The organism is Arthrobacter sp. TmtSoilC79, assembly GCF_059739405.1.
Map to the genome: position 1 here is coordinate 2,218,220 of NZ_AP046051.1, position 22,268 is coordinate 2,240,487.

Here is a 22,268-nt window from a genome sequence, read left to right on the forward strand (position 1 = left end):
CGGCTCCAGACACTCCGTCCAGCCTTAGGATTGAAGCCATGTTCTCCGATGCCCTCGCCGCCCTTCGCTGTCCCCTGTGCCAAGGGACGCTCCAGGTGCGGGAAGATCCGCGGAGGGCACTTGCCTGTGGGTCGGGGCACCTTTTCGATGCCGCCAAACAGGGCTACTTCAACTTGCTCACGGGCAAGGGCACTGTTTTCGAAGCAGACACCGCCGATATGGTGGCCGCCCGCCACCGGTTCCTGGACGCTGGACACTATTCAGGTTTGGCCGCAACAGTTGCGAAGGAAGCTGCGGGAGCCCTCCAGGGTCCCGGCGCCCTGGTTCTCGACGCCGGCACGGGCACGGGGCACTACCTCAATGCAGTTGTTAACCAGTCCGGAGCGGCAGCGATCGGCTTGGACATCTCCAAGTTTGCACTCCGCAGGGCTGCCCGCCTCAATCCCCAAGCGGTGAACCTTGTGTGGGACATTTGGCGTCCCTTGCCGGTGGCCGATCATTCGGTGGACGTGGTCATGGTGGTTTTTGCCCCGCGAAACCCGGCCGAATTCGCGCGGGTGATCCGTCCCGGCGGAAAACTGATAGTGGTGACACCCAGGCCGGGACACCTTGCCGAGGCAGCAGCGGCCACCGGAATGCTGGGCATTGAAGAGGGCAAGGAGGAACGTTTGGCCGGGACGATGAAGGACCATTTCAGTCCTGCTGCCGCTTACGGCCTGGACATCCCCCTTGAGCTGACTGGCCCGCAGGTGCAGGACCTGGCCTACATGGGACCGGCCGGCCACCACCACCGGCGCCACGCGGAGCAAGGCGTCCCTGCCGGTGTGCTGGCCACCACGGCCAAGTTCCGGATCAGCGTATTTACCGCGTCCTGACGTGGGACGGCGCATCGGGCTAGGATGGAAGAACAGCGACTGTGATCCCGCCCGCGGGATCCGGGACCAAGGGGGAATCGATGTTCGAATGGCTCGGCGAGAATTGGTGGGCCCTCTGGCTCACAGCCTTCCTCGCGTTCGCAGTGGTGGAAATGCTCACCCTGGACCTCTTCTTCATCATGCTCGGCGGCGGAGCCTTGGCAGGCTTGGTGGCCGACTTTGCCGGCGCGGATTTCTGGCTCCAAATTGTCATCTTTTGCGTTGTTTCCCTCCTCATGATCGCGTTCGTGCGTCCCGTCGCCCTGAAGCACCTGCATAAGGGCCCCGAAGAACAACGGTCCAACATCGATCGCCTCATTGGCCAACCCGCCCTCGTCATCGAAGCCGTGAGCGGCACCAGTGGGCTTGTCAAAATTGGCGGCGACGTCTGGAGCGCCCGCAGCACCGCAGGGGTCATCGATCCCGGTGCAACAGTTCAGGTCACCAAAATCGACGGCGCGACGGCGGTAGTCGCCTCGCCCGCCGAAAACACCCCGCGCTGACAGCGCGCCTTACATTTATGCGGTTCGGCACTCTGGCCGGACCGCGACATCAGACCACGCAATTGGGGAACGAAGGAGATGTATGGACGGCTTAGGAGGAACAGCAGCAGCAATCGTGCTGATTGTTCTCGTTATTTTTGTCATCATAGTGTTGGTCCGCTCGGTCAGGATCATCCCGCAGGCACGCGCCGGCGTCGTTGAACGGCTCGGGAAGTACCAGCGGACGCTGAATCCCGGGCTGACGATTCTGATTCCGTTCGTTGACCGGCTCCTGCCGCTCCTGGACCTCCGCGAACAAGTGGTGTCCTTCCCGCCGCAGCCCGTCATTACCGAAGACAACCTGGTGGTCTCGATTGACACCGTGGTTTACTTCCAGGTCACGGACCCCAGGGCAGCGACGTACGAAATCGCCAACTACATCCAGGCGGTCGAACAGTTGACCACCACCACGCTCCGTAACGTGGTGGGCGGGCTTAACCTCGAAGAAGCGCTCACCTCCCGCGACCAGATCAATGGTCAACTGCGCGGCGTTCTGGACGAAGCAACGGGCCGTTGGGGAATCCGCGTCTCGCGCGTGGAACTGAAGGCGATCGATCCGCCCCACTCCATCCAGGACTCGATGGAGAAGCAAATGCGCGCCGAGCGTGATCGCCGTGCAGCCATTTTGACAGCTGAGGGCACCAAGCAGTCCCAGATCCTTACTGCCGAAGGCCAACGGCAAGCTGCCATCCTTGCTGCCGAAGGTGATGCCAAGGCGGCCATCCTTCGTGCCGACGGTGAAGCCCAGGCAATCCAGAAGGTCTTCGATGCCATCCACAAGGGCAATCCGGACCAGAAGCTCCTTGCTTACCAGTACCTGCAGACCCTCCCGAAGATCGCTGAAGGAAGCTCCAACAAGCTGTGGATCATTCCCAGTGAAGTGGGCGAAGCGCTCAAGGGAATTGGCGGGGCCCTCGGTGGGAGCAACGGGGACTCTCCCGTAGGTCTTTTCGGTGGACATGACGGCACGGCCTCCGCCGGCACGGCCTCCGCGGAGCCCGCAAGGCCCGCCGAATAACTGGTACTACGGCGCTACGAGCGGTCAGCCACTCCGGCTGGCCGCTCGCTGCATGTGGGTGCTTTTAGGTAGTGGTGGTTGTTCGGCGTATAATGGGATATTTGTCCGGCTGGTTCAGTGCGGATGGAACATAAAAGCTTTGCCATGCGTTGCAATGAGTGATGCAAGGTGTGCAGAAGTAGTCCGTAAGGATCGTGAAAACGGCTTACGGCCAACGCGGGGTCCTTGCTCCGCGTACAGACAGAGGGAGTAATCATGAGCGATCGCAGCCTGCGGGGTATGCGTCTTGGCGCCCAAAGCATGGAAACTGAATCCGGCGTTGAACCGGCACCGCGCCAGCGGGTCGAGTACCGCTGCGAAGACGGCGAGCAGGTCTTCGTGACCTTCTCCTCCGAAGCTGAAATTCCCCCGGTATGGGTTTCCAAGACCGGCAAGGAAGCCCTCCTGGTCGATGGTGAGCGCCCGGTGGACGCTAACGAGAAAGCGGTCCGCACCCACTGGGACATGCTCCTGGAGCGCAGGAGCCTTCCTGAGCTGGAGCAGATCCTGGAGGATCGTTTGAACATTCTGCGTGAGCGCCGTGGAGAGCGCCGCTCCGCTTAGTCCGCACCTGTACTGGACCAACCGGCCTGTATGACCAGGCTGTGCGGACAGGCGGCTGGGCGACAGACGGTTGCGCGGACAGACGCAAAAAGGCCGGGTTCGGTTCCCACTGGGAACCGGATCCGGCCTTTTCTGTTAAAAAGCTACTTGGCCGTGGCCGAAGACTTGCCGGTCAGCTTGGCCCAACGGGCCGCCAATCCCCACTTGGTAACGTTGATCATGGCTTCCACCACGATGTTGCCGCTCATTTTCGAGGCACCCAGTTCACGTTCGACGAAGGTGATGGGACGTTCCTCGATGCGCAGGCCAAGCTTGGCTACCCTCCATGCGAGGTCCACCTGGAAACCGTAGCCAACCGACTCTACTTCATCCAGGTTCAGGGCTTCGAGGGTGCTGCGCTTAAAGGCGCGGTAGCCGCCGGTGACGTCCTTGATCTTGACCCCGAGCATGATGCGGGCATAGGTGCTGCCGATCCTGGAGATTGCCTGGCGGTAGAGCGGCCAGTTGACCACACTGCCACCGGGTACCCAGCGCGAGCCCATGGCCAGATCCGCTCCGTCTTTGACTGCATCCAGGAGCAGGGGCAACTGTTCGGGCTTATGCGAACCGTCCGCGTCCATTTCCACCAGGACGTCGTACCCCGCGGCGAGGCCCCAGTTGAAGCCGGCAATGTAGGCAGCGCCGAGACCTTCCTTGCCCTTCCGATGAAGCACATGCACCTGGTGGTCCGCAGCAGCGAAGTCATCTGCGAGCCGTCCCGTACCATCAGGGCTGTTGTCGTCAACCACCAGGACATCGGACTCGGGAACTGCTGCGCGCAGCCGCCCCAGGGTCACAGGGAGCGATTCGAGCTCGTTGTAGGTGGGAATGATCGTCAGGACACGCAAGTAGAGGCCTTTCCTTGATGGAGCGGTCAGTGTGCAGGATCAGCCATAGCGGCTGGAATTCCGGCGCAACTCTCCATTATAGGACGCCGAAAGGCACTGCCTCGGCGGCTGTGGCGTCCGACACAATCAAAAGTGCACTTTGGGGCGGGGCATGGCCCGCGGGCAGATCCGCAAGCCCAGGACCAGTGGCGACCGGGCAATGAGTCCCGGTCGGACTGTTTTCTGGGTCGTTGCGGACCTGCCCACCTGTTTGCCGCCACCATGAACGGTTTCCGGCCACGACCGGACCACCAAACCGCGGCTCTCGTACCCTGGATTGATCATCCGTAGAGCCCTAATGCTACGGACTCACCCCGGGCTGTCAACCGGTCGGTGACCTGCGGATCCGGGTGTCATCCCAGCTCAAAGGCACCTTGGATGATGCAGAAAATATGTGCCTAGACGCGGAGCGATTCGTGGGCGAACAGCTCCCGCCCCTCACGAACCGTCTGCAGGCAACGGGGGTCACTGCCGGTGTCGAGTGCCGGCAGCAGCGGGGTCCGCGCCCGCGGATCCGTGCTCCACGACTGAACCCGGCTGTCTGCCACCTGGACCATGAGCTCTTCGACTTCCCACACAGCGAAACTGGCGGGCGCACCTGGCACCAGTTGTCCCATCAGGGGGTTGCGGTGCTTCGCGGCCCGCCAGCCGGCGCGGGTATGGCCAAGGAAGGCGGCCCTGGCGGAAATCCGTTGGTCCGGGTTGCTGTGTTCCAGGCACGCGCGCACGCTGGACCACGGCCGCAACGGTGTAACGGGGCTATCGCTGCCAAAGGCAATGGGGACGCCACTGGCGTAGAAGGACGCAAATGGGTTCATGGCCTTGCTGCGACCACCCAGGCGCTGTTCATACAGCCCGCCCGGAGCACCCCAGGCGGCGTCGAAGCCCGGTTGGACACTGACGGTCATGGAATACTTGGCCAGTTTGTCGATGGCGGATTGATCGGCCAGTTCAACATGCTCAAGCCGGTGTCCGGCAGCCCGGATCCGCTGCTCCCCCACCTCGGCAGCAGCAACGTCCAACGCTTCCAGAACTGCGGCCAGGCCAGCATCGCCAATGACATGGAACCCTGCCTGGATGCCGAGCTGGGATGTGGCAACCAGATGCCGGGCTGCTTCATCGACCGAAAGGTACAGGCTACCGCGGTTCCCGGGAGCGTCCGAATAGTCCTCCAGGAGGGCGGCCGTCCGGGAACCCAAGGAACCGTCCACGTTGAGGTCTCCGGCGAGACCCAGGACCTTGGTCCCAAGACCGGCCAGAATACTCTCGGCGTGTTCTGCCGAGGATGCCAGGTCACCCCAGTACGGAAGTACTTCAGGGCTGATGCCGTCCTCATTCCACGAGGCAGAGAGCTGCAGGTCCTCGGGGCCGCAGATATGGGGCGCCGACATCTCGGCCATAGCCACGTATCCGTTGGAAGCGGCTTCCTTAAGGGCACGTTCCTGGAGCGCGCGCCTTTGGGCTTCTGGGAAGCGTCGGGCGGCCAGGCGTGCTGCGGTGTGGGCTCCGCGTATCACCCGGGCGTCCCCGCCGAACCCGTCAAGGTTCCTGAGGCCGGCCGCTGCGGCCAAGGACGATGAGACCAGGGCGGAGTGGACATCGATGCGTGAGAGATAGACCTGTCGTCCGCCCGATGCTCGATCCAGCTCTTCAAGCGTAGGCAAAGAGGGATCGTTCCAGGCGGTTTCATCCCAGCCGTGGCCAATAATGGTGCCACTGCCGCCCGCGCCGGCTACGGCGTCGAGCAGCTCCCGGGCGGAACGGACCCTGCCAAGGTCCAGGCCGGACAGGGCCAGGCCCGTTTCCGTCAGGTGAGCATGGGAGTCGACAAAGCCGGGAGCCAGGAGGGCGCCACGGAGGTCGATGATCTCCATTGAAGAGTCAGCGATGGACGTGGCGGCCTGCTCCGAGCCAACCCAGGCCACGGTATCGCCATCGACCACGATGGCCGTGGCAAAGGGATCAGCGGCTGTATAGATGGACCCGTTGCGGTACATGGTGACCTTGCGGTCCGCTCCAGTCTGGTGCTGGCCGGCCGGTGCGCCTGGCTGATTCATGCGGTGTGCTCCTTGAGCGTCGAAAAATGTCAATCGGTGGGGGTGGCGCTAAGCCACGGTGGAGTAGGCCACTACACCGCGGCGAACCAGGTCAATGGACTCGCGGCAAATCCGTGCCACCCTTGGATCCAGCTGCGGGATCTTTGCCAGTTGGTCCAGCAGATCCACTACTTGCTTGGCCCAGCGCACGAAGTCCCCTGCTGCGAGGTCGGTGCCGCTGAGAACGTCCTGGAGATGGCGCCCCTTGGCCCACTTGTACATTGGCCACATCAGACCCAGCTCCGGCTCGCCGGTCAAGGGAAGTCGGTGGTGTTCTTCGGTGTCCTCCAGCTGGGACCATTCCCGGACGACGATATCCACCGCTGACTCCAGGGAAACGGACGGCATCCTTGGCCGCAAGCCACGGTCTTCGCGTTTGGCTTGATACACCAGCGTGCTGGCCAATGAGGCAAGTTCGGCGGCGTCGAGATCACTAAGGGCTCCGCGCCGGACTGACTGGGAGATGAGCAGATCCTTTTCACCATAAATCCGGCGAAGCCGCTGCCCATCGGCGCTGATGGTGACGTTGCCGGCGTCGTTCGTCTCCAGGTAGCCGTAGGCGGAGAGCAGATCGCACACGCGGTCGAACGTCTTTGCGATCGTGTTGGTGCGGCCCTGGATCTGGCGGACCAGGCCGTCGGTTTCCCTGCGCAACTTCCACCAGCGCTCCGACCACCGGGCGTGGTCTTCCCGCTCGCTGCATCCGTGGCAGGGGTGCGCCCTGAGGGCACGCCTCAGATCCGCGATCTTCTTCTCCTGGTCCGGCAGCCGCGCGCCCAGGCCGAAGTCCTCGTGCCGGCTGTTGCGCCGGCTGTGCGGTGCGTCTTCGCTGATGGCGTGGCGCATGGAGGATGCGAGGTCGCGGCGTGACTTGGGTACTTTTGCATTGAAGGACTTGGGAATCCGGATCCTGGTTACCGGAGAAACAGGTCCTTCGAGATCGTGCACGCCAATCCGACGAAGCTGGTTATCGGCGGTCAGCACTGATGGCCGGGGCTCACGGGCGTTCGGATCCACGTCAAGAACCACCGCATGGCCGGCAAGCCTGCCGCTGTAAATGCTGATGACATCGCCGGGGATCAACCTGGCCAGGGAATCAGCAACGTGCGACTTACGGGCACGCTGGTGGTCCCGGGCCGCGAAGTTCTCGGCATCGCTGAGTTCGCGCCGGAGTTTTGCGTACTCGGTGAAGTCACCCAGATGGCATTGCATGGACTTGGCATAGCCGGCCAGTGACTCTTCCCGTCCCCGCACCTGCCGGGCAAGGCCCACCACGGAACGGTCAGCTTGGAACTGCGCGAAGGAGGACTCCAGGATTTCGCGCGCCCGGACGCGGCCAAACTGGGCGATCAGGTTAATGCTCATGTTGTAGGTGGGCCGGAAGCTGGAGTTCAGGGGATACGTGCGGCGTGAGGCCAGGCCGGCCACGGCAGCGGGGTCCGTCCCCGGCTGCCACAGCACCACGGCATGGCCTTCGACGTCGATGCCCCGGCGTCCTGCCCGGCCTGTCAGCTGGGTGTACTCCCCCGCAGTGATGTTGACGTGGGCTTCACCGTTGAACTTTTCCAGTTTTTCCAGGACCACGCAGCGGGCCGGCATGTTGACGCCCAAGGCCAGTGTTTCCGTGGCGAAGACAGCCTTGACCAAGCCGTCGGCAAAGAGCTTTTCCACCACCTCCTTGAAGGTGGGCAGCATGCCTGCGTGGTGGGCGGCAAAGCCCCTCATGAGTCCGTCACGCCAGCCCCAGAAGCCCAGGACGTCGAGGTCATCGGCTGGAATCTCGTGACTGGCTTCGTCCACGCGCTGGGCGATGACCTGCTGTTCACGCTCGGTTGTCAGCCACAGCCCTGAGGCGGCACACTGTGCGACTGCAGCGTCGCAGCCTGCCCTCGAGAAAATGAAAGTAATGGCAGGCAGAAGATCCTGGCGCCTCAGGCTCTCAATGACTTGTGGCCGGCTGGCCTTGCGCACAGGACTGCGCTGCTCGGATTGCTGCCGTTCGTCGCGGTGACGGTCCTGACGACGGCGGCTGCGTCCGCCGTGGCCGTAGCGGCCACTCATGTTCATGCGGCTCTCGGAACGGGCCATGGCGAGGAGGTCCGGATTGACCTCAAACTCGGGCCCGGTCACCGCTTGACGGACTTTGGCTGCGGACGAACGCTTCGGGTGGACCTTCCGGCGTTCCGCGGAGGTGGGTTCGGTGGCTTCCTCAGCGGCCTCGGAGATCTCGGGCACCTCGGTTTCCGGCGCGCCAGTGGCTTGTGGCGCAATTTCATCAAAGGTGGTGTCGCCGGCGAAGAGGTCGACTATTTCGCGGCCCACCATGACGTGCTGCCACAATGGCACCGGCCGGTGTTCGGACACGATGACATCGGTATCGCCGCGGACAGTGTCCAGCCAGGCGCCAAACTCCTCAGCATTGGATACCGTGGCGCTCAGGGAGGCCACTTGTACCTCGCTGGGCAGGTGGATTATGACTTCTTCCCAGACGGCACCGCGGAAGCGGTCGGCCAGGTAATGGACCTCGTCCATCACCACGAACCCCAGGTCACCAAGGGTTTCCGAATCCGCGTACAACATGTTGCGCAGGACCTCGGTGGTCATGACCACTACAGGGGCGTCCCCGTTGATGGTGGTGTCACCTGTCAGGAGCCCAACATTGGCAGCGCCGTACTTTGATGCCAGCTCCGAGAACTTCTGGTTGCTGAGCGCTTTGATGGGGGTGGTGTAGAAAGCCTTGAGGCCGCGTTCCAAGGCCAGGTAGATCGCGAATTCACCAACGATCGTCTTGCCTGCTCCCGTGGGTGCTGCAACCAGCACGCCACGGCCTTCCTGCAGCGACCTGCACGCCTCACGTTGGAAGTCGTCCAGTTCAAAATCCAGGGAACGGCTGAAAGCGCCCAGATAGGTTTTGGACTCAGCAGCCCGCTGCGCTGCAGCCTGGTAGCTCTCTGACGGTGAAGGAGACCCGGAAATAGAGGACATGCATCAAGCCTAGTGGCCCACGGTCTAGAGATTCTCCAGATCCGTGGCCGGCGTCGCAATGTCCGCAGTGGCTTCAGTCTCAGCTGCCCTCTTGATGGCGCGGCGTTCGCGGCGGCGGTCATTGAGGACGCAGACTCCAATGGCCGCGAAGAACAGGAGCAACATGGGTGCTGCGAGATAGAACATGCTCATGGCATCAGCGCCGGGAGCAGCCATGGCAGCGAACAAGCAAACCAGGAAGATGGTGATGCGCCAACTCTTGATGAGTTGCTTGCCTTTGACAATGCCGGCGAGGTTCAGCCCAACCAGCACCACGGGAACCAGGAAGGCAATGCCGAACGCCAGCAGGAGCCTCAGCACGAATGCCAGGTAGATTTCGGCACTGATGAAGTTGGACCCGCCCTGCGGCGTGAAGTCGGTCAGTACGCGGACGGCGTTGGGCAGGACCAGCCAGGCGAGCAGTACGCCGCCGATGAAGAGGGGCACGGCCGCGGCCACGAAGGACAACGCCAGCCGCCGCTCCTTCTTGTGGAGGCCCGGCACGATGAACGCCCAGAGCTGGTAGATCCACACCGGGCTTGCCAGGAGCACGCCAAGGAACACCGAGACCTGGACCATGAGGTCAAATGAACTGGCCACTCCATCAAAGTTCAGGGTGGCGGCACGCCCCTCCTTCTCGTTGAGGTCCTTGATCGGTTTGATCAAGGCCTCCAGGAGCGGCTGGTAGACGATGAAGCCCACCACGGTGCCCAGGATGATGCCGATTGCAGCCTTGAAGAGCCGGTTCTTCAGCTCCTTGAGGTGGTCAAGGAGCGCCATCCGGGCTTCGGGGTTGGCCTTGCGCCCCTTCGTTTCTACCACTTCTCTTTAGACGCGGTTGGAGGGCGGAACGTCAGTCTCGCCGTTGTTCCTGGCCTTGGCGTCGGGGTGGCCTACTACCTTGCCTTCAACGGCGTCGGAAGCCTCCGCGGAGTCCTTCGTTTCAGAAGAACCGTCCTTCTTCATTTCCCGGACTTCCGACTTGAAAATGCGCATCGACTGCCCAATGCTGCGCGCCATGGACGGCAGCTTCGGCGCTGCGAAGAGCACCAGAGCCAGGACGATGATGATGATGAGATGCCAGCCTTCGAGCCTCATGTGGGGAGGTCCTTTCCTTTTGGATACATCCTACGTCTATCTGAATTCAATGTCGTGCAGGGATTGGGGCTGACCCCGCTCTGCTTTGCGCTTGACGCGCTTCTGGCGACGAACTTCCTGGCGGAAGGCTTTGGCCGTCAGGTAATCATGACGCATCTGATCCGGTGAGGCAAAAATTGCGGACCCCGGCACGGGGCTGTCTTCCGGCGTTTCAACATCGGAGGTTTCGGGCGCAGGTGAAAGGTTGCTGAAACGTTTACCCGCGTCGCCCAGTTCATGAACAGTTGACATGAATTTCCTGAACAAGCGATACCCAAGCGTCAGGTGAAGCAGCAACGAAAGGGCTATGAGCGCGATCCACAACAGGATCCAGAACCACCAAGGCATCTGAGTAGTCTAGCCAGCCGTGCCGTCGGAAAGGGAGTCGTACTGATTCGCCGCCGCGTTCAGCCATACCCGTGTTTCCTCCCGCAAGGCCTGCGGGTCCAGTATCCGGACCGCTCCGCCGTGTTGCGAAACGAACATTGGCAGCCACTCTGCGGTGCCGAACCGTACTTCAGCGAGGAGGCCGCCGTCGGGCAGTTGTGCCGTGCGTTCAGCGTAGTAGTCATCCGCCAGCCCGGAGCCTTGCCTGGTCAGCTGGAGCACCACCAGGACGTCGTCGTCGCTGGGCGTAAACAGCCGTGCAGGGTAATCCTGCTCTGCAGTAGCCAGTCCCGATGCCGGAAGTCCGTTCGGTTCAACAACTTCCACTCTGTCCAGGCGGAAGTTCCTGATTCCGGCCTTGCTGTGGCAGTACGCCTCGAAGTACCACGTATTATCCATCGAATAGAGCCGCAACGGATCAACATCGCGTTCGGTCAGTTCATCGCGTTGCCGGGAAAAGTACTTCAGATGCAGTTGGCGTCCGTCCCGGATCGCCTGGGTGATGACGGCGAAGGCCTGGGATTGTTCAGGCTCTATGGATTGCCCCGCGACGGCACCGGCCAAGCGTCCGGCCTGCCCCGCCGCGCCGGTCAGCTTGATGGTGACAGACTCCAGGGCGCTCCCCGGCTGGTCTTCGGAGACGCCGGCCAGTGATGGCAGATCGCCCAGCATGGCCAGGCCGGTCAGCAAGGCAGCGGCTTCGTCTTCGTTGAAACGCACCGGACGGTTCAGCTCCAAATGCTCGGAGATGTACACATGGTCGTTTTCCCACTGGATATCCAGGAGGTCATCCGGGTATCCCTCCGGAAGTCCGGAGCAGATGAGGATCTTGAGGTCATCAATCAGCGCTTTGCGCGTAATACCGAAATGATCTGCCACTTCCTGGATGTGGAGCCCTTGGTGGTGTACCAGGAAAGGGACCAACTGAAGCATCCTGGCCAGTTGGTCTTCCGAGGTACGTTTGCGGGCCCGCTGCGCCCGTGCGGCCTCAGGAAACTCCACCGGAACAGCCGGTTCAGCGTCGAACTCCAAGGCAGCCCTGAGCCGGCGAACGACGGCGTCACGCAGCTCGGCGGGACCCTCCACTTTGACGTGGGGGCCGTAGGAGGCCAGTTCTTCAGCAAAAGCCTCCGGGTCGCGGAACTCAACGGTAACCCGGTCACGGCCACGGTCATCCGGAGCCGTTTCGAGGGCCCTTTTCCGCAAGGCAAGCAGCCGGTCCTTGTCGACAACCAGCACCGCCCGCTGCTCGGGCAACTCGTGCAGGGCATCCAGCTCAGCCCGGGCATTGAAACCGGCCGGAGGTTCGAAAATGCTCCCGGGCACCACGGTTACCGCGGTTGTCATCCGCGAAAGGCGGAACAGCCTCTTCGCTCCCCTCCCCCGGTCAAAGCCCACGAGGTACCACTGGCCAAAGCGGCTGCCCAGGCCCCAGGGCTCAACCTCGCGCACCTCTTCACGCCCGGTACTGACAGCGAGGTAGCCGAAGCGGACCGGATGGTTTCCGTGCATGGCTGCTACGACGTCGTCGAAGGCCTGGCCCGCGGGCTTGATGCGGGGCTGGACGCCGGCAGGAAGGTCAACGTCCGCGAAACCTCCCGCGGCCTGAAGTTTTCGGACCGCGTTCGCAGCGGCCGAACCAAGTGCTGCCCGTTCCCACAGTTGCGCGGCGAGCAACAGAACGGTGCATTCTGCAGGCGTCAGGCTTACATCAGGGAGCCGGTTGGAGTCCTTGCCGATGCGGTAGCGCGTTGACGCCGGGTCATCGACACCGAAGTGCCGGGGGTCGGTGAGGGTCTCGATGTCAAAGCCGAACTGCTTCAAATCCACTTTGTCGCGCTCGAACATGCGCCCAAAGGCAACGTCGTTCTCTGCGGAGTCGTGATAGACCTTCTCGCGGAGGACGGAGCGTGGAAGGCCCACCCTGGTATTGAGCAAAGCCAGGAGAAGGTTCAGGAGTCGTTCAGTGCGGGATGCGGACACGTTGCTACGTTACTAAAGACCGGCGGGAAAGCAGCAAGGCGCGTCACCAACCGGGAAAACCGGAAGGTGACGCGCCTTGGCTCAGAGCTCAGTCCTAGCGGACAGCCACGAGGTCGACAACGAAGATCAGGGCTTCGTTGGGCTTGATCGCTCCACCGGCGCCACGGGAGCCGTACGCGAGTTCGGAGGGGATCTCGAGGCGGCGGCGGCCACCGACCTTCATGCCCAGCAGGCCCTGGTCCCAGCCCTGGATGACCTGGCCTACGCCAACACGGAAGTCCAGCGGAGCGCCACGGCCCCAGGAAGCGTCAAATTCTTCGCCGGTCGACCAGGCAACGCCGACATAGTGGGTGGAAACGGTGTCTCCGGCTTTGGCTTCCGCGCCGGTGCCTTCGATGAGGTCCGTTATGACGAGGTCAGTGGGGACGTCGCCTTCCGGGAAGTCGATTTCGGGCTTGGTGCGGTCGAAATCACGCTGTCCAAATGACATGGTTGCTCCTTGGTGTGAGGGACGGATTGTGTCAGGAACCAGCTTAAACCAGCACCCTTGCAGTCCGTGTACGTTCTGGTGTGGTTACTTGACGCCGAGGATGTCGACGACGAAGACGAGGTCGCCCTTGGCTTTACCCTGGCCGGCTTCACCGTAGGCCAGGTCCTGAGGGATGACCAGCAGGACGCGCGAGCCAACAGTCTTGCCTTCCAGGCCCTGGGTCCAGCCCTTGATGACTCCGGTAAGGGGGAAACTGGTGGGCTCTCCCCTGTCGAAGCTGGAGTCGAACTTGGTGCCGTCCGAAAGGTTAACACCCACGTAGTTGACCGTGAGGGTATCAGTGGTCTTGACAGCAGCTCCGGAGCCCTTGATGAGGTCCTGGGCGATGAGTTCCTTCGGGGCGGCCACGCCGTCCACGGAGATCTGGGGAATGCCCTTGTCGTCTTCCTTCACGGTGGGCAGGCCGGCGGGAGGAGTCACAGCTTCACCTTCGGGCTTCTCCAGGACAGGAGCGGCATCCTTGGCAGAGACAATCTTGAAGACCACCAGTTGCGTCGCGGCGGGAGTACCACTGGAGGAATTGCCGGGAGCGGCAATGGCAACGTGGCTGCCGACCTTGGCACCGATGATGGCGTTGTAGATCAGTTCATTGCTGGACTTGATCTGGTCCGTCAGGTCGATCGGCTGGGGGCCGTTTGCGTAGCCGTCTTCCAAGGTCTTGCCATCGTTGCCGTCCACGGCAACGTAGGCCAGTTCGGCTGTTTGTCCGGCCTTGACCCGCTCTCCGTCGCCTTCACTGACGACGTCGACTGTGGGTTCGGCCACCGTCAGGGGCTTGGAGAACTCGATACCCGGCGCTTTGTCGTTTCCGTTGTCCGTCACCTTCACGGAGTCGAGCTTGGAAACGTCGCCAACGGATTTGCTGGTGGGCTCGGCGGCCGGCGTGCCCGAACCACCGCAAGCGGTGATGAGCAGAAGGGCGGGCAGGAGGATTGCTAGGAGTCGGCGCACAAAAAAGACACTTTCGTCGGGGCAAGGGAAGCTCGGAAAGGCACATTGCGCCTCCAAGCAGGTTGGGTCCCGGGAAGAGACCACTATCCAGAATAGCCCGTGAAGCTGGGAGTCAGCTCATAGAGTCCAGCAGCGCATCCACCCGCTCATCGACGCTGCGGAAAGGGTCTTTGCAAAGGATTGTCTGGTGGGCCCGGTCGTTGAGCTTCAAATGGACCCAGTCGACGGTGTAGTCGCGGCCAAGTTCCTGTGCCCGGCGGACAAAATCTCCCCGCAGCTTCGCCCTCGTGGTCTGCGGAGGTGCATCCACGGCATCCTTGACATCTGTTTCCGTCACCAGCCGGCGTGCGGCGCCCCGAGCCTGCAGAAGGAAGAAGAGTCCCCGCTGCCGGGAAATATCGTGGTAAGTGAGGTCGAGCTGGGCAATTCGCGGCGAATCCAGGCTGAGGTCGTGACGACGCATGTACCCGTCCATCAACTTCTTCTTGATAGCCCAGTCCACCTCGGTATCAATGGTGGACGTGTCACCGCTGTCGATCGCGTCCAAGGTGCGCTTCCACAGGTCCAGGATCAGCGGCACGTGGGCATTGTGCGCCCCGTTGGTGGCCACAAACTCAGTGACCTTGCCCAGATACTCGCGCTGGATGTCGAGGGCGGTCAGCTGCCTGCCGTTGGCAAGCCTGACCAGCGCACGGCCGGTCAGGTCGTGGGAGATTTCACGGATGCTCCGGATGGGGTTCTCCATCCGCATGTCGCGCATGATCACCCCGGACTCGATCATGCGGAGGATCAGGTCCACGGTTCCCACCTTGAGCAGCGCCGTTGTTTCGGACATGTTGCTGTCGCCCACAATGACGTGGAGGCGGCGGTAGAACTCCGCGTCCGCATGCGGTTCATCCCGGGTGTTGATGATGGGCCGGGACCGGGTGGTGGCTGAAGATACGCCTTCCCAGATGTGGTCGGCGCGCTGGGAGAACGCAAAGGTGGCGCCGTGGGGTGTTTTGAGGACCTTGCCTGCTCCCGCGATCAACTGCCGGGTCACCAGGAAGGGAATGAGGATCTCGGCCAGACGGGAAAACTCGCCGCGGCGCGGGATCAGGTAGTTCTCGTGGCTGCCGTAGGAGTTCCCTGCGGAGTCGGTGTTGTTCTTGAACAGGTACACAGTTCCGTTGAAGCCCTCGGCCGCCAGCCTTGCCTGCGCCTCGTCCACGAGGTCGTCCAGGATCAGTTCGCCGGCCCTGTCGTGGGCAATCAACTGGGCGAGGTCGTCGCACTCAGCAGTGGCATACTCCGGATGTGAGCCCACATCCAGGTAAAGGCGCGAGCCGTTGGTCAGGAACACGTTCGATGACCTGCCCCAGCTCACTACCTTCCGGAACAGGTAGCGGGCAACTTCCTCCGGAGCCAGCGGCCGTGAATCCGGGCTCGAATAGGAGATGCCGAATTCGGTCTCGATGCCAAATATTCTCTTATCCATCTCAAGACTCCTCTGTGAGCAACCGGGTCATGTCCTCCGGCAACAGCCTGCGGAACGCCCTCCGGGAGCCGCGGTGGCTTTCGGAGGCACGGTACAGGACCGCAGCTTCGACGGCGGTGGACGGAAGGGCGTCAGCGTCCTTGTCCGTGGAAAGGGCACGCAGGGCCAAACGCATGGCTCCGGCAAGGCTGAGGTCGGGCTCCCACGCACCACTGACGACGTCGGAAATTTGATCGGCAAGACCGCCCATGACCACGAAGCCGTTCTCATCGGCGATGGAACCGTCAAAGGTCAACCGGTAAAGATGGTCCTGCTCCTGCGCCAAACCTACCTCGGCCACAGCGAGTTCCACTTCAAACGGCTTCTGTTCGGCGGTGAATACAGCTCCCAAACTCTGGGCGTAAACACTCGCCAGGCCGCGGGCGGTGACGTCTTCCCGGTCGTAGGAGTAACCCCTGACATCGGCGTACCGCACGCCGGCCTGCCGAAGGCTCTCGAACTCGTTGTACTTACCCACCGCGGCGAACGCGATTTTGTCGTAGATCTCACCAATCTTGTGCAGTGATGGCGAGGGATTCTCTGCGATGAGCGCAATGCCGTCAGCGCAACTGATCACCACTACCGAGCGGCCCCGTGCGATGCCTTTCCGTGCAAAATCCGCACGGTCCTTCATGAGTTGCTCAGGTGAAACATAGAACTGCTGGGTCATCTCAGGCCTCCCGTCCAGCGATGGCGCGGGATTCGACAATCTCCCCCGCGATGGCGGCGAGATCCCGTTCCGGAACCCGGCGGTTTCCGGCACGGTTGACGGTGTAGACCACAGGCCAGAGTTGGCGGACAGGATCAGGCCCGCCAGTAGCTGAGTCGTCGTCGGCGGCGTCGTACAGGGCCTCGACGGCCACAGCTACGGCCGCTTCTTCGGAAAGGTTTGGCTTCCACAACTTCTTCAGCGCTCCACGGGCAAACACTGAACCTGAACCCACGGAGTGGTGTTCCTGCTCTTCGTAGCGGCCACCCGTGACGTCATAGGAGAACAGCCTGCCGACCCCTGAGACCTGGTCAAAACCTGCAAACAATGGAATGACCGCCATCCCCTGCATGGCCATGGGCAGGTTTCCCCGGATCATGGCACCGAGGCGGTTGGCCTTGCCTACGAGGCTAAGCAACGTGCCCTCGATTTTTTCGTAGTGCTCCAGTTCAACTTGGAAAAGCCGGGTGATGTCAATGGCAAGACCAGCTGTTCCGGCAATTCCCAGGACGGAGTACTCATCCGCCGGGAACACTTTTTCGATATGCCTGCTGGCGATGATGTTGCCCATGGTGGCGCGACGATCCCCCGCCATCAGCACACCGCCGGCATAGGTCAAAGCGACGATCGTGGTGGCATGCGGAGAGGCAGGTATGGTCCCGGCCGGCAAGGATTGGTTGAACGGCAGGAGTTCGGGGCGCGAGCGTTGGAGATGCTCCGTGAAAGAAGATGTTGCCTGGTTGGCCAGGGGGCCGGTTGACGGGTCCTGCATTGCTGCACTCCTTCGACTCTGCGTTCCGATGCCCGGCGGCCTCACGCCTGCCGGGCAGTACATCCTGTAACGGGGGTCCTGTTACTGGCCACCCTTTTGGACAAACGCCCTGACGAACTCTTCAGCGTTCGACTCAAGAACGCCGTCGATTTCGTCGAGGAGGTCATCCACGCCCTGGGTCGCATCCGACGCCTGGGCCGCTGGTGCCGCGGGCGGGGCCTCGGGGACATCCACCTCGGTTTCGGTGTCCCGGGACTGCGGTTGTTGCTGCTCCTGTGCTGCCATTTTCTTTCTCCCTACTGTCAGTCTCCTGATGGTGGAGACTTCCTACTGCCATATTGCCACGCTGCGGGCTGCTGCGTATGGCTTTGACCAGGCCAGGATCCTCCCGTGGCGGGGCGTCCTCAACTCTTCGCCGGCGGAGTATTCCGGCCCATTAATTCGGACAGGAATGCGCCGGCTTCATGGTGCCGCTCAAACAGGGCACCGGTCAGTGCCTCAGTGCCACGCAGGGGTTCACGCGTGGGGACCCTTTGCAGCTTGCCCAGGCCCGGAACATCAAAAATGACCGAGTCCCAACTTGCCCCGACCACGTCCTTGGCGAACTTGGAAACACACCGGCCGCGGAAGTAGGCGCGGGTGTCCGACGGCGGTTCGGTGACCGCCCGGGCGATGTCGGCGTCGTCGACGATGCGCGTCATGCGGTCCTTGGACAGCAGCCTGTAGTAGAGGCCCTTCTCCGGCCGGATGTCAGACCACTGGAGATCAACCAAGCCCAGGCGGGCGTCGTTCCACGCCAGTCCGTCGCGGTTCCGGTATCCCTCCAGGAGCGATTTCTTGGCTACCCATTCCACGGAGGAAGCGGCCACACCAAGATCAGTGCCCAGCGTTGTCAGCGTCGATTCCCAGCGTGCAAGGACGTCGTGGGTGTGGCCGTCTCCCGTGACGGAATCCGCCACTCCCGTTTCCTGGGAAAGTTTCGCGGCTGCCTCGTAGTACATCCATTGGATGTCCAGTGCTGTGACCCTGCGGCCATCGAGCAACCTGACAGTGGCTGCCAGAGTGGTGTCGTGGCTGATGGCCTGAAGCGCCTGGACAGGCTCATGAACCTCAATTTTTGGAGCCTGGCCTGCCTCCACGAGGCTAAGGACCATAGCCGTGGTACCGAACTTGAGGTAATTGGAGGCCTGGCTGAGGTTGGCGTCGCCAATGATGACGTGGAGCCGCCGGTACTTGTCGGCTGTCGCGTGCGGCTCATCGCGGGTGTTGATGATCGGGCGCCGGATGGTGGTTTCCAGGCCCACTTCCGCCTCGAAGAAGTCGGCCCTCTGGCTGATCTGGTAACCGGGGGTGGAACTGTCTTGCCCCAGTCCAACCCGTCCGGCCCCGCAGACCACCTGGCGGGAGACAAAGAACGGAGTCAGGCCACGGATGATGTCGCCGAAAGGCACCGAACGCGGCATGAGGTAGTTCTCATGTGAACCATAGGACACAGACTTGTTGTCCGTGTTGTTCTTGTAGAGGTTGATGGGAGGCAGGCCGGCATCAGCTGCCACTTTGCGCACGGTGGCCAAGGCAACCAAATCCCCTGCGGCATCCCAAGCCACAGCGTCACGCGGGTTGGTGACCTCAGGGCTGGAATACTCAGGGTGCGCGTGGTCCACGTAAAGGCGTGCCCCGTTACCAAGGACCATGTTCATCAAGAGGGAACCGGACTCGTCCGCACCATCGAGTTCCAACTCCTGGCGGCCATAGGCCAACGCGACGGCCTCGGCGTCGAGCACTGGTGGCTGGTCCGTGAGTTGGCTGGGGTCCGCGGCAGCCCTGTCCAGGGTCCAGCCACGGGCGTCGTGCAAAGGTTCTTCGTCCGTATAGTCCCAGCGCGTTTCGGCGCCGCCGGCAGCCCGTTGCCGGGTAACCGTGGCGTACGCCTGAATGATCCTGGCAGACATCATGGTGGCGTTCGCCCCGGGGGCGGACGGTGCATGGATGCCGTATTCAGTTTCCGAGCCCATGACGCGCATGGCACCGCCGGCGGGCAACTTCTCTGCAGGCGTACCGTCCGGTCTTGCCGTCATAGGTACTGGCCCGTGTTGGGGGTGGTTTCAATGGACTTGCCCGGTTCCTGTCCTGCCTTGCCTTGGACGATGGTGCGGATGTAGGTGATCCGTTCGCCCTTCTTGCCCGAGATCCGTGCCCAGTCGTCCGGGTTGGTGGTGTTGGGCATGTCCTCGTGCTCGCGGAACTCATCCACCACTGCCCGCAGCAAGTGCTCGATCCGGAGCCCCTTCTGGTTGTTGGTCAGGAGGTCCTTGATGGCGTACTTTTTGGCACGGTCCACCACGTTCTGCACTACGGCCCCGGAGTTGAAGTCTTTGAAGTAGAGCATTTCCGTGTCGCCGTTTGCGTACGTGACCTCAAGGTACTCATTGGACTTTTCGGTGGAGTACATGGCTTCCACCGTGCGCTGGACCATGGCGTCGACGGTGGCTTGCACGTCTCCGCCGTACTCGGCCAGGTCCTGGGCATGGAATGGCAGGTCGGTAGTGATGTACTTGCCGAAGATGTCCGCAGCGGCCTCGGCATCGGGGCGCTGGATCTTGACCTTTACGTCCAGGCGGCCCGGCCGGAGGATGGCGGGATCGATCATGTCTTCACGGTTGGAGGCGCCAATGACAATGACGTTGTCCAAGCGCTCAACGCCATCGATCTCGCTGAGCAGCTGGGGAACAATGGTGGTTTCGACGTCGGAGGAAACGCCGGTGCCGCGGGTGCGGAACAGCGAATCCATCTCATCAAAGAAGACCACCACGGGGCTGCCGTCGGACGCCTTTTCCCGTGCGCGGGAGAAGATCAGCCGGATGTGGCGCTCTGTCTCGCCTACGTACTTGTCCAGCAGCTCCGGGCCCTTGATGTTCAGGAAGTAACTCTTCAGGTCGGTATTGCCGGCGCGCTCTGCAGCGCGTGCAGCGAGCGAGTTGGCCACAGCTTTGGCAATAAGTGTCTTGCCGCAGCCCGGAGGGCCGTAAAGCAGGATACCCTTGGGTGCTTTCAGGCCATGCTCCCGGTAGAGGTCCGGATGAAGGAACGGCAATTCCACGGCATCGCGGATCTGTTCAATCTGCGGGCCCAGGCCGCCGATGTCCTGGTACGTGATGTCCGGTACCTCTTCGAGGACGAGGTTCTCCACCTCTGCCCGAGGCACCTTTTCCAACGCATAGCCGGTCCGTGAATCCAGGGAGAGGGCATCCCCGACTTTCAGGTGGACACTCTGCAGTGCCCCCGAGAGCCGGACCACACGTTCTTCGTCGGCGCGGCCTACCACCAAGGCGCGGTCCTTGCCAAGCATTTCCTTCAGCGTTACCAGCTCGCCGGCCCGTTCGTAGCCAAGGCCCGCCACCACCAGCAGGGCCTCGTTCAGGAGGACCTCCTGCCCAACGGCAAGCTGGTTTACGTTCACCAGCGGGCTGACGCCCACCCGCATCTTCCGGCCGGCGTTGAAGATGTCCACGGACTCCTCCGTGGCGGCCTGGCTGGAACTGCCGGCTGTTGGCTGCTTCCGCGGATTGATCTGCACCACGGTCCCGAAACTGTAAGGCGGCTGGCCCTCTTGCTCCAGTGCACCCTTCAAACGGAGGATCTCGGCCTTCGCCGTCTCCAGCATGCTCACAAGCTTGCTGTTGTTCTGGGTCGCGGCTGCCAGCTGGCGGTCAATGTGGCGAAGCTTGTCCCGGAGGATATTGATCTGCCGTTCGGCAACAGTCAGGTCGCTCGAGGGCTCGGGCGGTTGGACAGCTGCAAGCCTCCGGCTTGCTGCTTCTTCCGCTGCGGCGTGTGCTTCTTCCGGCGTCGGCCGTCCAAGGTCGTTGTTTGACGTATCCACGATTCATCAGCCCCTTCCTGCGCTTAAGAAGACCTTAGTCCCGAAAAGCTCAGGGTGCTGGGTGACATCCGGAATGCGAACCCTATTGTGACCTTTGTCAGTTTGTGACTGCGGGATCATCCTGGACGTTGGTCCCGGCAATGGCGTCGCGGGCGGCCCGGCGGAGTTTCTTGTCCGAAACGGACCTCTCCCCCACAGCGGCCGGTGTCCATGCGTTGAGGTCCTCTTCGCTGAACTCGGTCTTGGACGGGCGGCGCTTGACGGAAATTCCGGTCACGCCCTCGGCAAGCCGGCGGGTCACCAGGAGGAAGCCTGTGTGGGCCACCATGCGGTGGTCCGGCCGGACCGCCAGGCCTTCGAGGTGCCAACCGCGCACCATCGACTCCCATGCGTCAGGCTCGGTAAAGCGTCCATCAGCGCGGATGGCTTCCGCTGTGCGGGACAACTGGGTGACGGTTGCCACATAGTTGATCCAGACGCCGCCGGGAGCCAGGACCGTAGCCACGGCATCAAGGCACTCCCATGGAGCCAACATGTCCAGGACCACGCGGTCCACGGAGCCGGGGGCCTCGGCCTTGACCACTTCTTCCTGGAAGTCACCCAAGGAAATCTGCCACGCAGGGTGCGGTCCACCGAAGATGGTCTCCACGTTGCCGCGGGCGATGTCCGCGAATTCTTCACGACGCTCAAAGGAATGGAGGTAGCCGTTGTCGCCGACTGCCCGCAGGAGCGAGATGGAGAGGGCACCGGAGCCGACGCCGGCCTCGACTACGCGTGCGCCCGGGAAGATGTCAGCCATGGTGACGATCTGGGCGGCGTCCTTCGGGTAGACCACTGCGGCGCCCCGGGGCATGGACAAGACGAAGTCCGAGAGCAGGGGCCGGAGGGTCTGGTACTGCTGGCCAACGTTGTTGCTGACCACGGAACCATCGACCTTGCCGATGATTTCGTCATGGTTGAGGAAGCCCCGGTGGGTATGGAAGGCACCGCCCACTTCGAGGGAGATGGTGTTCATGCGGCCACGTTCGTCAGTGAGCTGGACACGCTCGCCTACGCGGAAAGGCCCGCGCCGACGTGCGGCACCCGTGGGCTGCGGGGCCTGGCCGGGGACTGCCTGGCTGGCGGCTGCCTGGTCGGCGGTTGCCTCGTCGTTGCCTGCGTTGGCTTCGGGGGCGGCGGTTTCGCTGCTCATGTACTGTTCCTCGCTCCTGTACGGCCGGGCCGCAACATCATGCTGGCGGTTGGGCGCCAAAAATT

Annotated in this window: 20 protein-coding genes; 4 read left to right on the forward strand and 16 right to left on the reverse strand. The window is 62.4% G+C overall.

Translation table 11 applies throughout. The annotated features are described in order from the left end of the window. Window positions 1-38: 38 nt before the first annotated feature. The 4 genes from AC6JA3_RS10310 (at window position 39) to AC6JA3_RS10325 (ending at window position 3,077) form a co-directional block, all read left to right on the forward strand. Window positions 39-875, forward strand: coding sequence for a methyltransferase domain-containing protein (locus tag AC6JA3_RS10310; RefSeq protein ID WP_026540717.1), 837 nt, complete (start codon window positions 39-41; stop codon window positions 873-875). An 80-nt stretch (window positions 876-955) separates the two neighbouring features. Next, window positions 956-1,417 carry an NfeD family protein gene (locus AC6JA3_RS10315; protein ID WP_026540716.1) on the forward strand — a complete coding sequence of 154 codons (462 nt, stop codon included), beginning with the start codon at window positions 956-958 and terminating at the stop codon, window positions 1,415-1,417. A gap of 82 nt (window positions 1,418-1,499) precedes the next feature. Further along, complete coding sequence (locus AC6JA3_RS10320) at window positions 1,500-2,474, forward strand: SPFH domain-containing protein (RefSeq protein ID WP_026540715.1); 975 nt, start codon at window positions 1,500-1,502, stop codon at window positions 2,472-2,474. Window positions 2,475-2,729: 255 nt separating this feature from the next. Further along, on the forward strand, window positions 2,730-3,077 hold the full coding sequence (locus AC6JA3_RS10325) for an RNA polymerase-binding protein RbpA (protein WP_011774875.1): 348 nt from the start codon (window positions 2,730-2,732) through the stop codon (window positions 3,075-3,077). Between the two features lie 143 nt (window positions 3,078-3,220). On the opposite strand, the gene AC6JA3_RS10330 is transcribed toward AC6JA3_RS10325, so the two are convergent. The 16 genes from AC6JA3_RS10330 to AC6JA3_RS10405 form a co-directional block, all read right to left on the reverse strand. Further along, complete coding sequence (locus AC6JA3_RS10330) at window positions 3,221-3,964, reverse strand: polyprenol monophosphomannose synthase (RefSeq protein WP_026540714.1); 744 nt, start codon at window positions 3,962-3,964, stop codon at window positions 3,221-3,223. Window positions 3,965-4,401: 437 nt separating this feature from the next. Further along, entirely contained in the window at window positions 4,402-6,060 is a 1,659-nt protein-coding gene (locus AC6JA3_RS10335; RefSeq protein WP_026540713.1) for an amidohydrolase, read from the reverse strand. A gap of 48 nt (window positions 6,061-6,108) precedes the next feature. Next, window positions 6,109-9,084: a DEAD/DEAH box helicase gene (locus AC6JA3_RS10340; RefSeq protein ID WP_026540712.1), complete on the reverse strand. Its 2,976-nt coding sequence runs from the start codon at window positions 9,082-9,084 to the stop codon at window positions 6,109-6,111. Between the two features lie 24 nt (window positions 9,085-9,108). After that, the gene (gene tatC, locus AC6JA3_RS10345; protein ID WP_035760665.1) at window positions 9,109-9,945 is read right to left on the reverse strand and encodes a twin-arginine translocase subunit TatC; all 837 of its coding nucleotides are present in this window, start codon (window positions 9,943-9,945) and stop codon (window positions 9,109-9,111) included. Window positions 9,946-9,951: 6 nt separating this feature from the next. Continuing rightward, window positions 9,952-10,221, reverse strand: coding sequence for a Sec-independent protein translocase subunit TatA (gene tatA, locus AC6JA3_RS10350; RefSeq protein ID WP_026540710.1), 270 nt, complete (start codon window positions 10,219-10,221; stop codon window positions 9,952-9,954). 36 nt (window positions 10,222-10,257) lie between these two features. Beyond that, entirely contained in the window at window positions 10,258-10,608 is a 351-nt protein-coding gene (locus AC6JA3_RS10355; protein WP_026540709.1) for a hypothetical protein, read from the reverse strand. A 9-nt stretch (window positions 10,609-10,617) separates the two neighbouring features. Continuing rightward, a complete protein-coding gene (locus AC6JA3_RS10360) occupies window positions 10,618-12,630 on the reverse strand; it encodes a helix-turn-helix transcriptional regulator (protein WP_026540708.1) in 2,013 nt (670 codons plus the stop codon). A gap of 94 nt (window positions 12,631-12,724) precedes the next feature. Next, complete coding sequence (locus AC6JA3_RS10365; RefSeq protein WP_026540707.1) at window positions 12,725-13,120, reverse strand: FKBP-type peptidyl-prolyl cis-trans isomerase; 396 nt, start codon at window positions 13,118-13,120, stop codon at window positions 12,725-12,727. An 84-nt stretch (window positions 13,121-13,204) separates the two neighbouring features. Next, window positions 13,205-14,131 (reverse strand): FKBP-type peptidyl-prolyl cis-trans isomerase, encoded by a 927-nt coding sequence (locus AC6JA3_RS10370; protein WP_026540706.1) that lies wholly within the window; start codon window positions 14,129-14,131, stop codon window positions 13,205-13,207. Between the two features lie 112 nt (window positions 14,132-14,243). Continuing rightward, complete coding sequence (gene pafA / locus AC6JA3_RS10375; RefSeq protein ID WP_026540705.1) at window positions 14,244-15,608, reverse strand: Pup--protein ligase; 1,365 nt, start codon at window positions 15,606-15,608, stop codon at window positions 14,244-14,246. Between the two features lies 1 nt (window position 15,609). Beyond that, window positions 15,610-16,317, reverse strand: coding sequence for a proteasome subunit alpha (prcA, locus tag AC6JA3_RS10380; RefSeq protein WP_026540704.1), 708 nt, complete (start codon window positions 16,315-16,317; stop codon window positions 15,610-15,612). A 1-nt stretch (window position 16,318) separates the two neighbouring features. Continuing rightward, window positions 16,319-17,128: a proteasome subunit beta gene (prcB, locus tag AC6JA3_RS10385; RefSeq protein WP_026540703.1), complete on the reverse strand. Its 810-nt coding sequence runs from the start codon at window positions 17,126-17,128 to the stop codon at window positions 16,319-16,321. Between the two features lie 81 nt (window positions 17,129-17,209). Beyond that, on the reverse strand, window positions 17,210-17,413 hold the full coding sequence (locus tag AC6JA3_RS10390; RefSeq protein WP_026540702.1) for a ubiquitin-like protein Pup: 204 nt from the start codon (window positions 17,411-17,413) through the stop codon (window positions 17,210-17,212). Between the two features lie 119 nt (window positions 17,414-17,532). Next, window positions 17,533-19,206: a depupylase/deamidase Dop gene (gene dop / locus AC6JA3_RS10395; protein WP_026540701.1), complete on the reverse strand. Its 1,674-nt coding sequence runs from the start codon at window positions 19,204-19,206 to the stop codon at window positions 17,533-17,535. Beyond that, window positions 19,203-21,011, reverse strand: coding sequence for a proteasome ATPase (arc, locus tag AC6JA3_RS10400; RefSeq protein ID WP_026540700.1), 1,809 nt, complete (start codon window positions 21,009-21,011; stop codon window positions 19,203-19,205). Before arc ends, dop begins: the two co-directional genes overlap by 4 nt. A 97-nt stretch (window positions 21,012-21,108) precedes the next feature. Beyond that, entirely contained in the window at window positions 21,109-22,203 is a 1,095-nt protein-coding gene (locus AC6JA3_RS10405) for a tRNA (adenine-N1)-methyltransferase (protein WP_026540699.1), read from the reverse strand. Between the last annotated feature and the right edge of the window lie 65 nt (window positions 22,204-22,268).

Excerpts from the sequence above, each read along its gene's own strand:
- tatA (WP_026540710.1), bottom strand. The coding sequence starts at position 10,221 with ATGAGGCTCGAAGGCTGGCATCTCATCATCATCATCGTCCTGGCTCTG.
- AC6JA3_RS10365 (WP_026540707.1), bottom strand. The coding sequence starts at position 13,120 with ATGTCATTTGGACAGCGTGATTTCGACCGCACCAAGCCCGAAATCGAC.
- AC6JA3_RS10405 (WP_026540699.1), bottom strand. The coding sequence starts at position 22,203 with ATGAGCAGCGAAACCGCCGCCCCCGAAGCCAACGCAGGCAACGACGAG.
- prcA (WP_026540704.1), bottom strand. The coding sequence starts at position 16,317 with ATGACCCAGCAGTTCTATGTTTCACCTGAGCAACTCATGAAGGACCGT.
- AC6JA3_RS10355 (WP_026540709.1), bottom strand. The coding sequence starts at position 10,608 with ATGCCTTGGTGGTTCTGGATCCTGTTGTGGATCGCGCTCATAGCCCTT.
- AC6JA3_RS10320 (WP_026540715.1), top strand. The coding sequence starts at position 1,500 with ATGGACGGCTTAGGAGGAACAGCAGCAGCAATCGTGCTGATTGTTCTC.
- AC6JA3_RS10310 (WP_026540717.1), top strand. The coding sequence starts at position 39 with ATGTTCTCCGATGCCCTCGCCGCCCTTCGCTGTCCCCTGTGCCAAGGG.
- AC6JA3_RS10335 (WP_026540713.1), bottom strand. The coding sequence starts at position 6,060 with ATGAATCAGCCAGGCGCACCGGCCGGCCAGCACCAGACTGGAGCGGAC.
- AC6JA3_RS10315 (WP_026540716.1), top strand. The coding sequence starts at position 956 with ATGTTCGAATGGCTCGGCGAGAATTGGTGGGCCCTCTGGCTCACAGCC.
- AC6JA3_RS10325 (WP_011774875.1), top strand. The coding sequence starts at position 2,730 with ATGAGCGATCGCAGCCTGCGGGGTATGCGTCTTGGCGCCCAAAGCATG.
- prcB (WP_026540703.1), bottom strand. The coding sequence starts at position 17,128 with ATGCAGGACCCGTCAACCGGCCCCCTGGCCAACCAGGCAACATCTTCT.
- AC6JA3_RS10340 (WP_026540712.1), bottom strand. The coding sequence starts at position 9,084 with ATGTCCTCTATTTCCGGGTCTCCTTCACCGTCAGAGAGCTACCAGGCT.
- pafA (WP_026540705.1), bottom strand. The coding sequence starts at position 15,608 with ATGGATAAGAGAATATTTGGCATCGAGACCGAATTCGGCATCTCCTAT.
- AC6JA3_RS10390 (WP_026540702.1), bottom strand. The coding sequence starts at position 17,413 with ATGGCAGCACAGGAGCAGCAACAACCGCAGTCCCGGGACACCGAAACC.
- dop (WP_026540701.1), bottom strand. The coding sequence starts at position 19,206 with ATGACGGCAAGACCGGACGGTACGCCTGCAGAGAAGTTGCCCGCCGGC.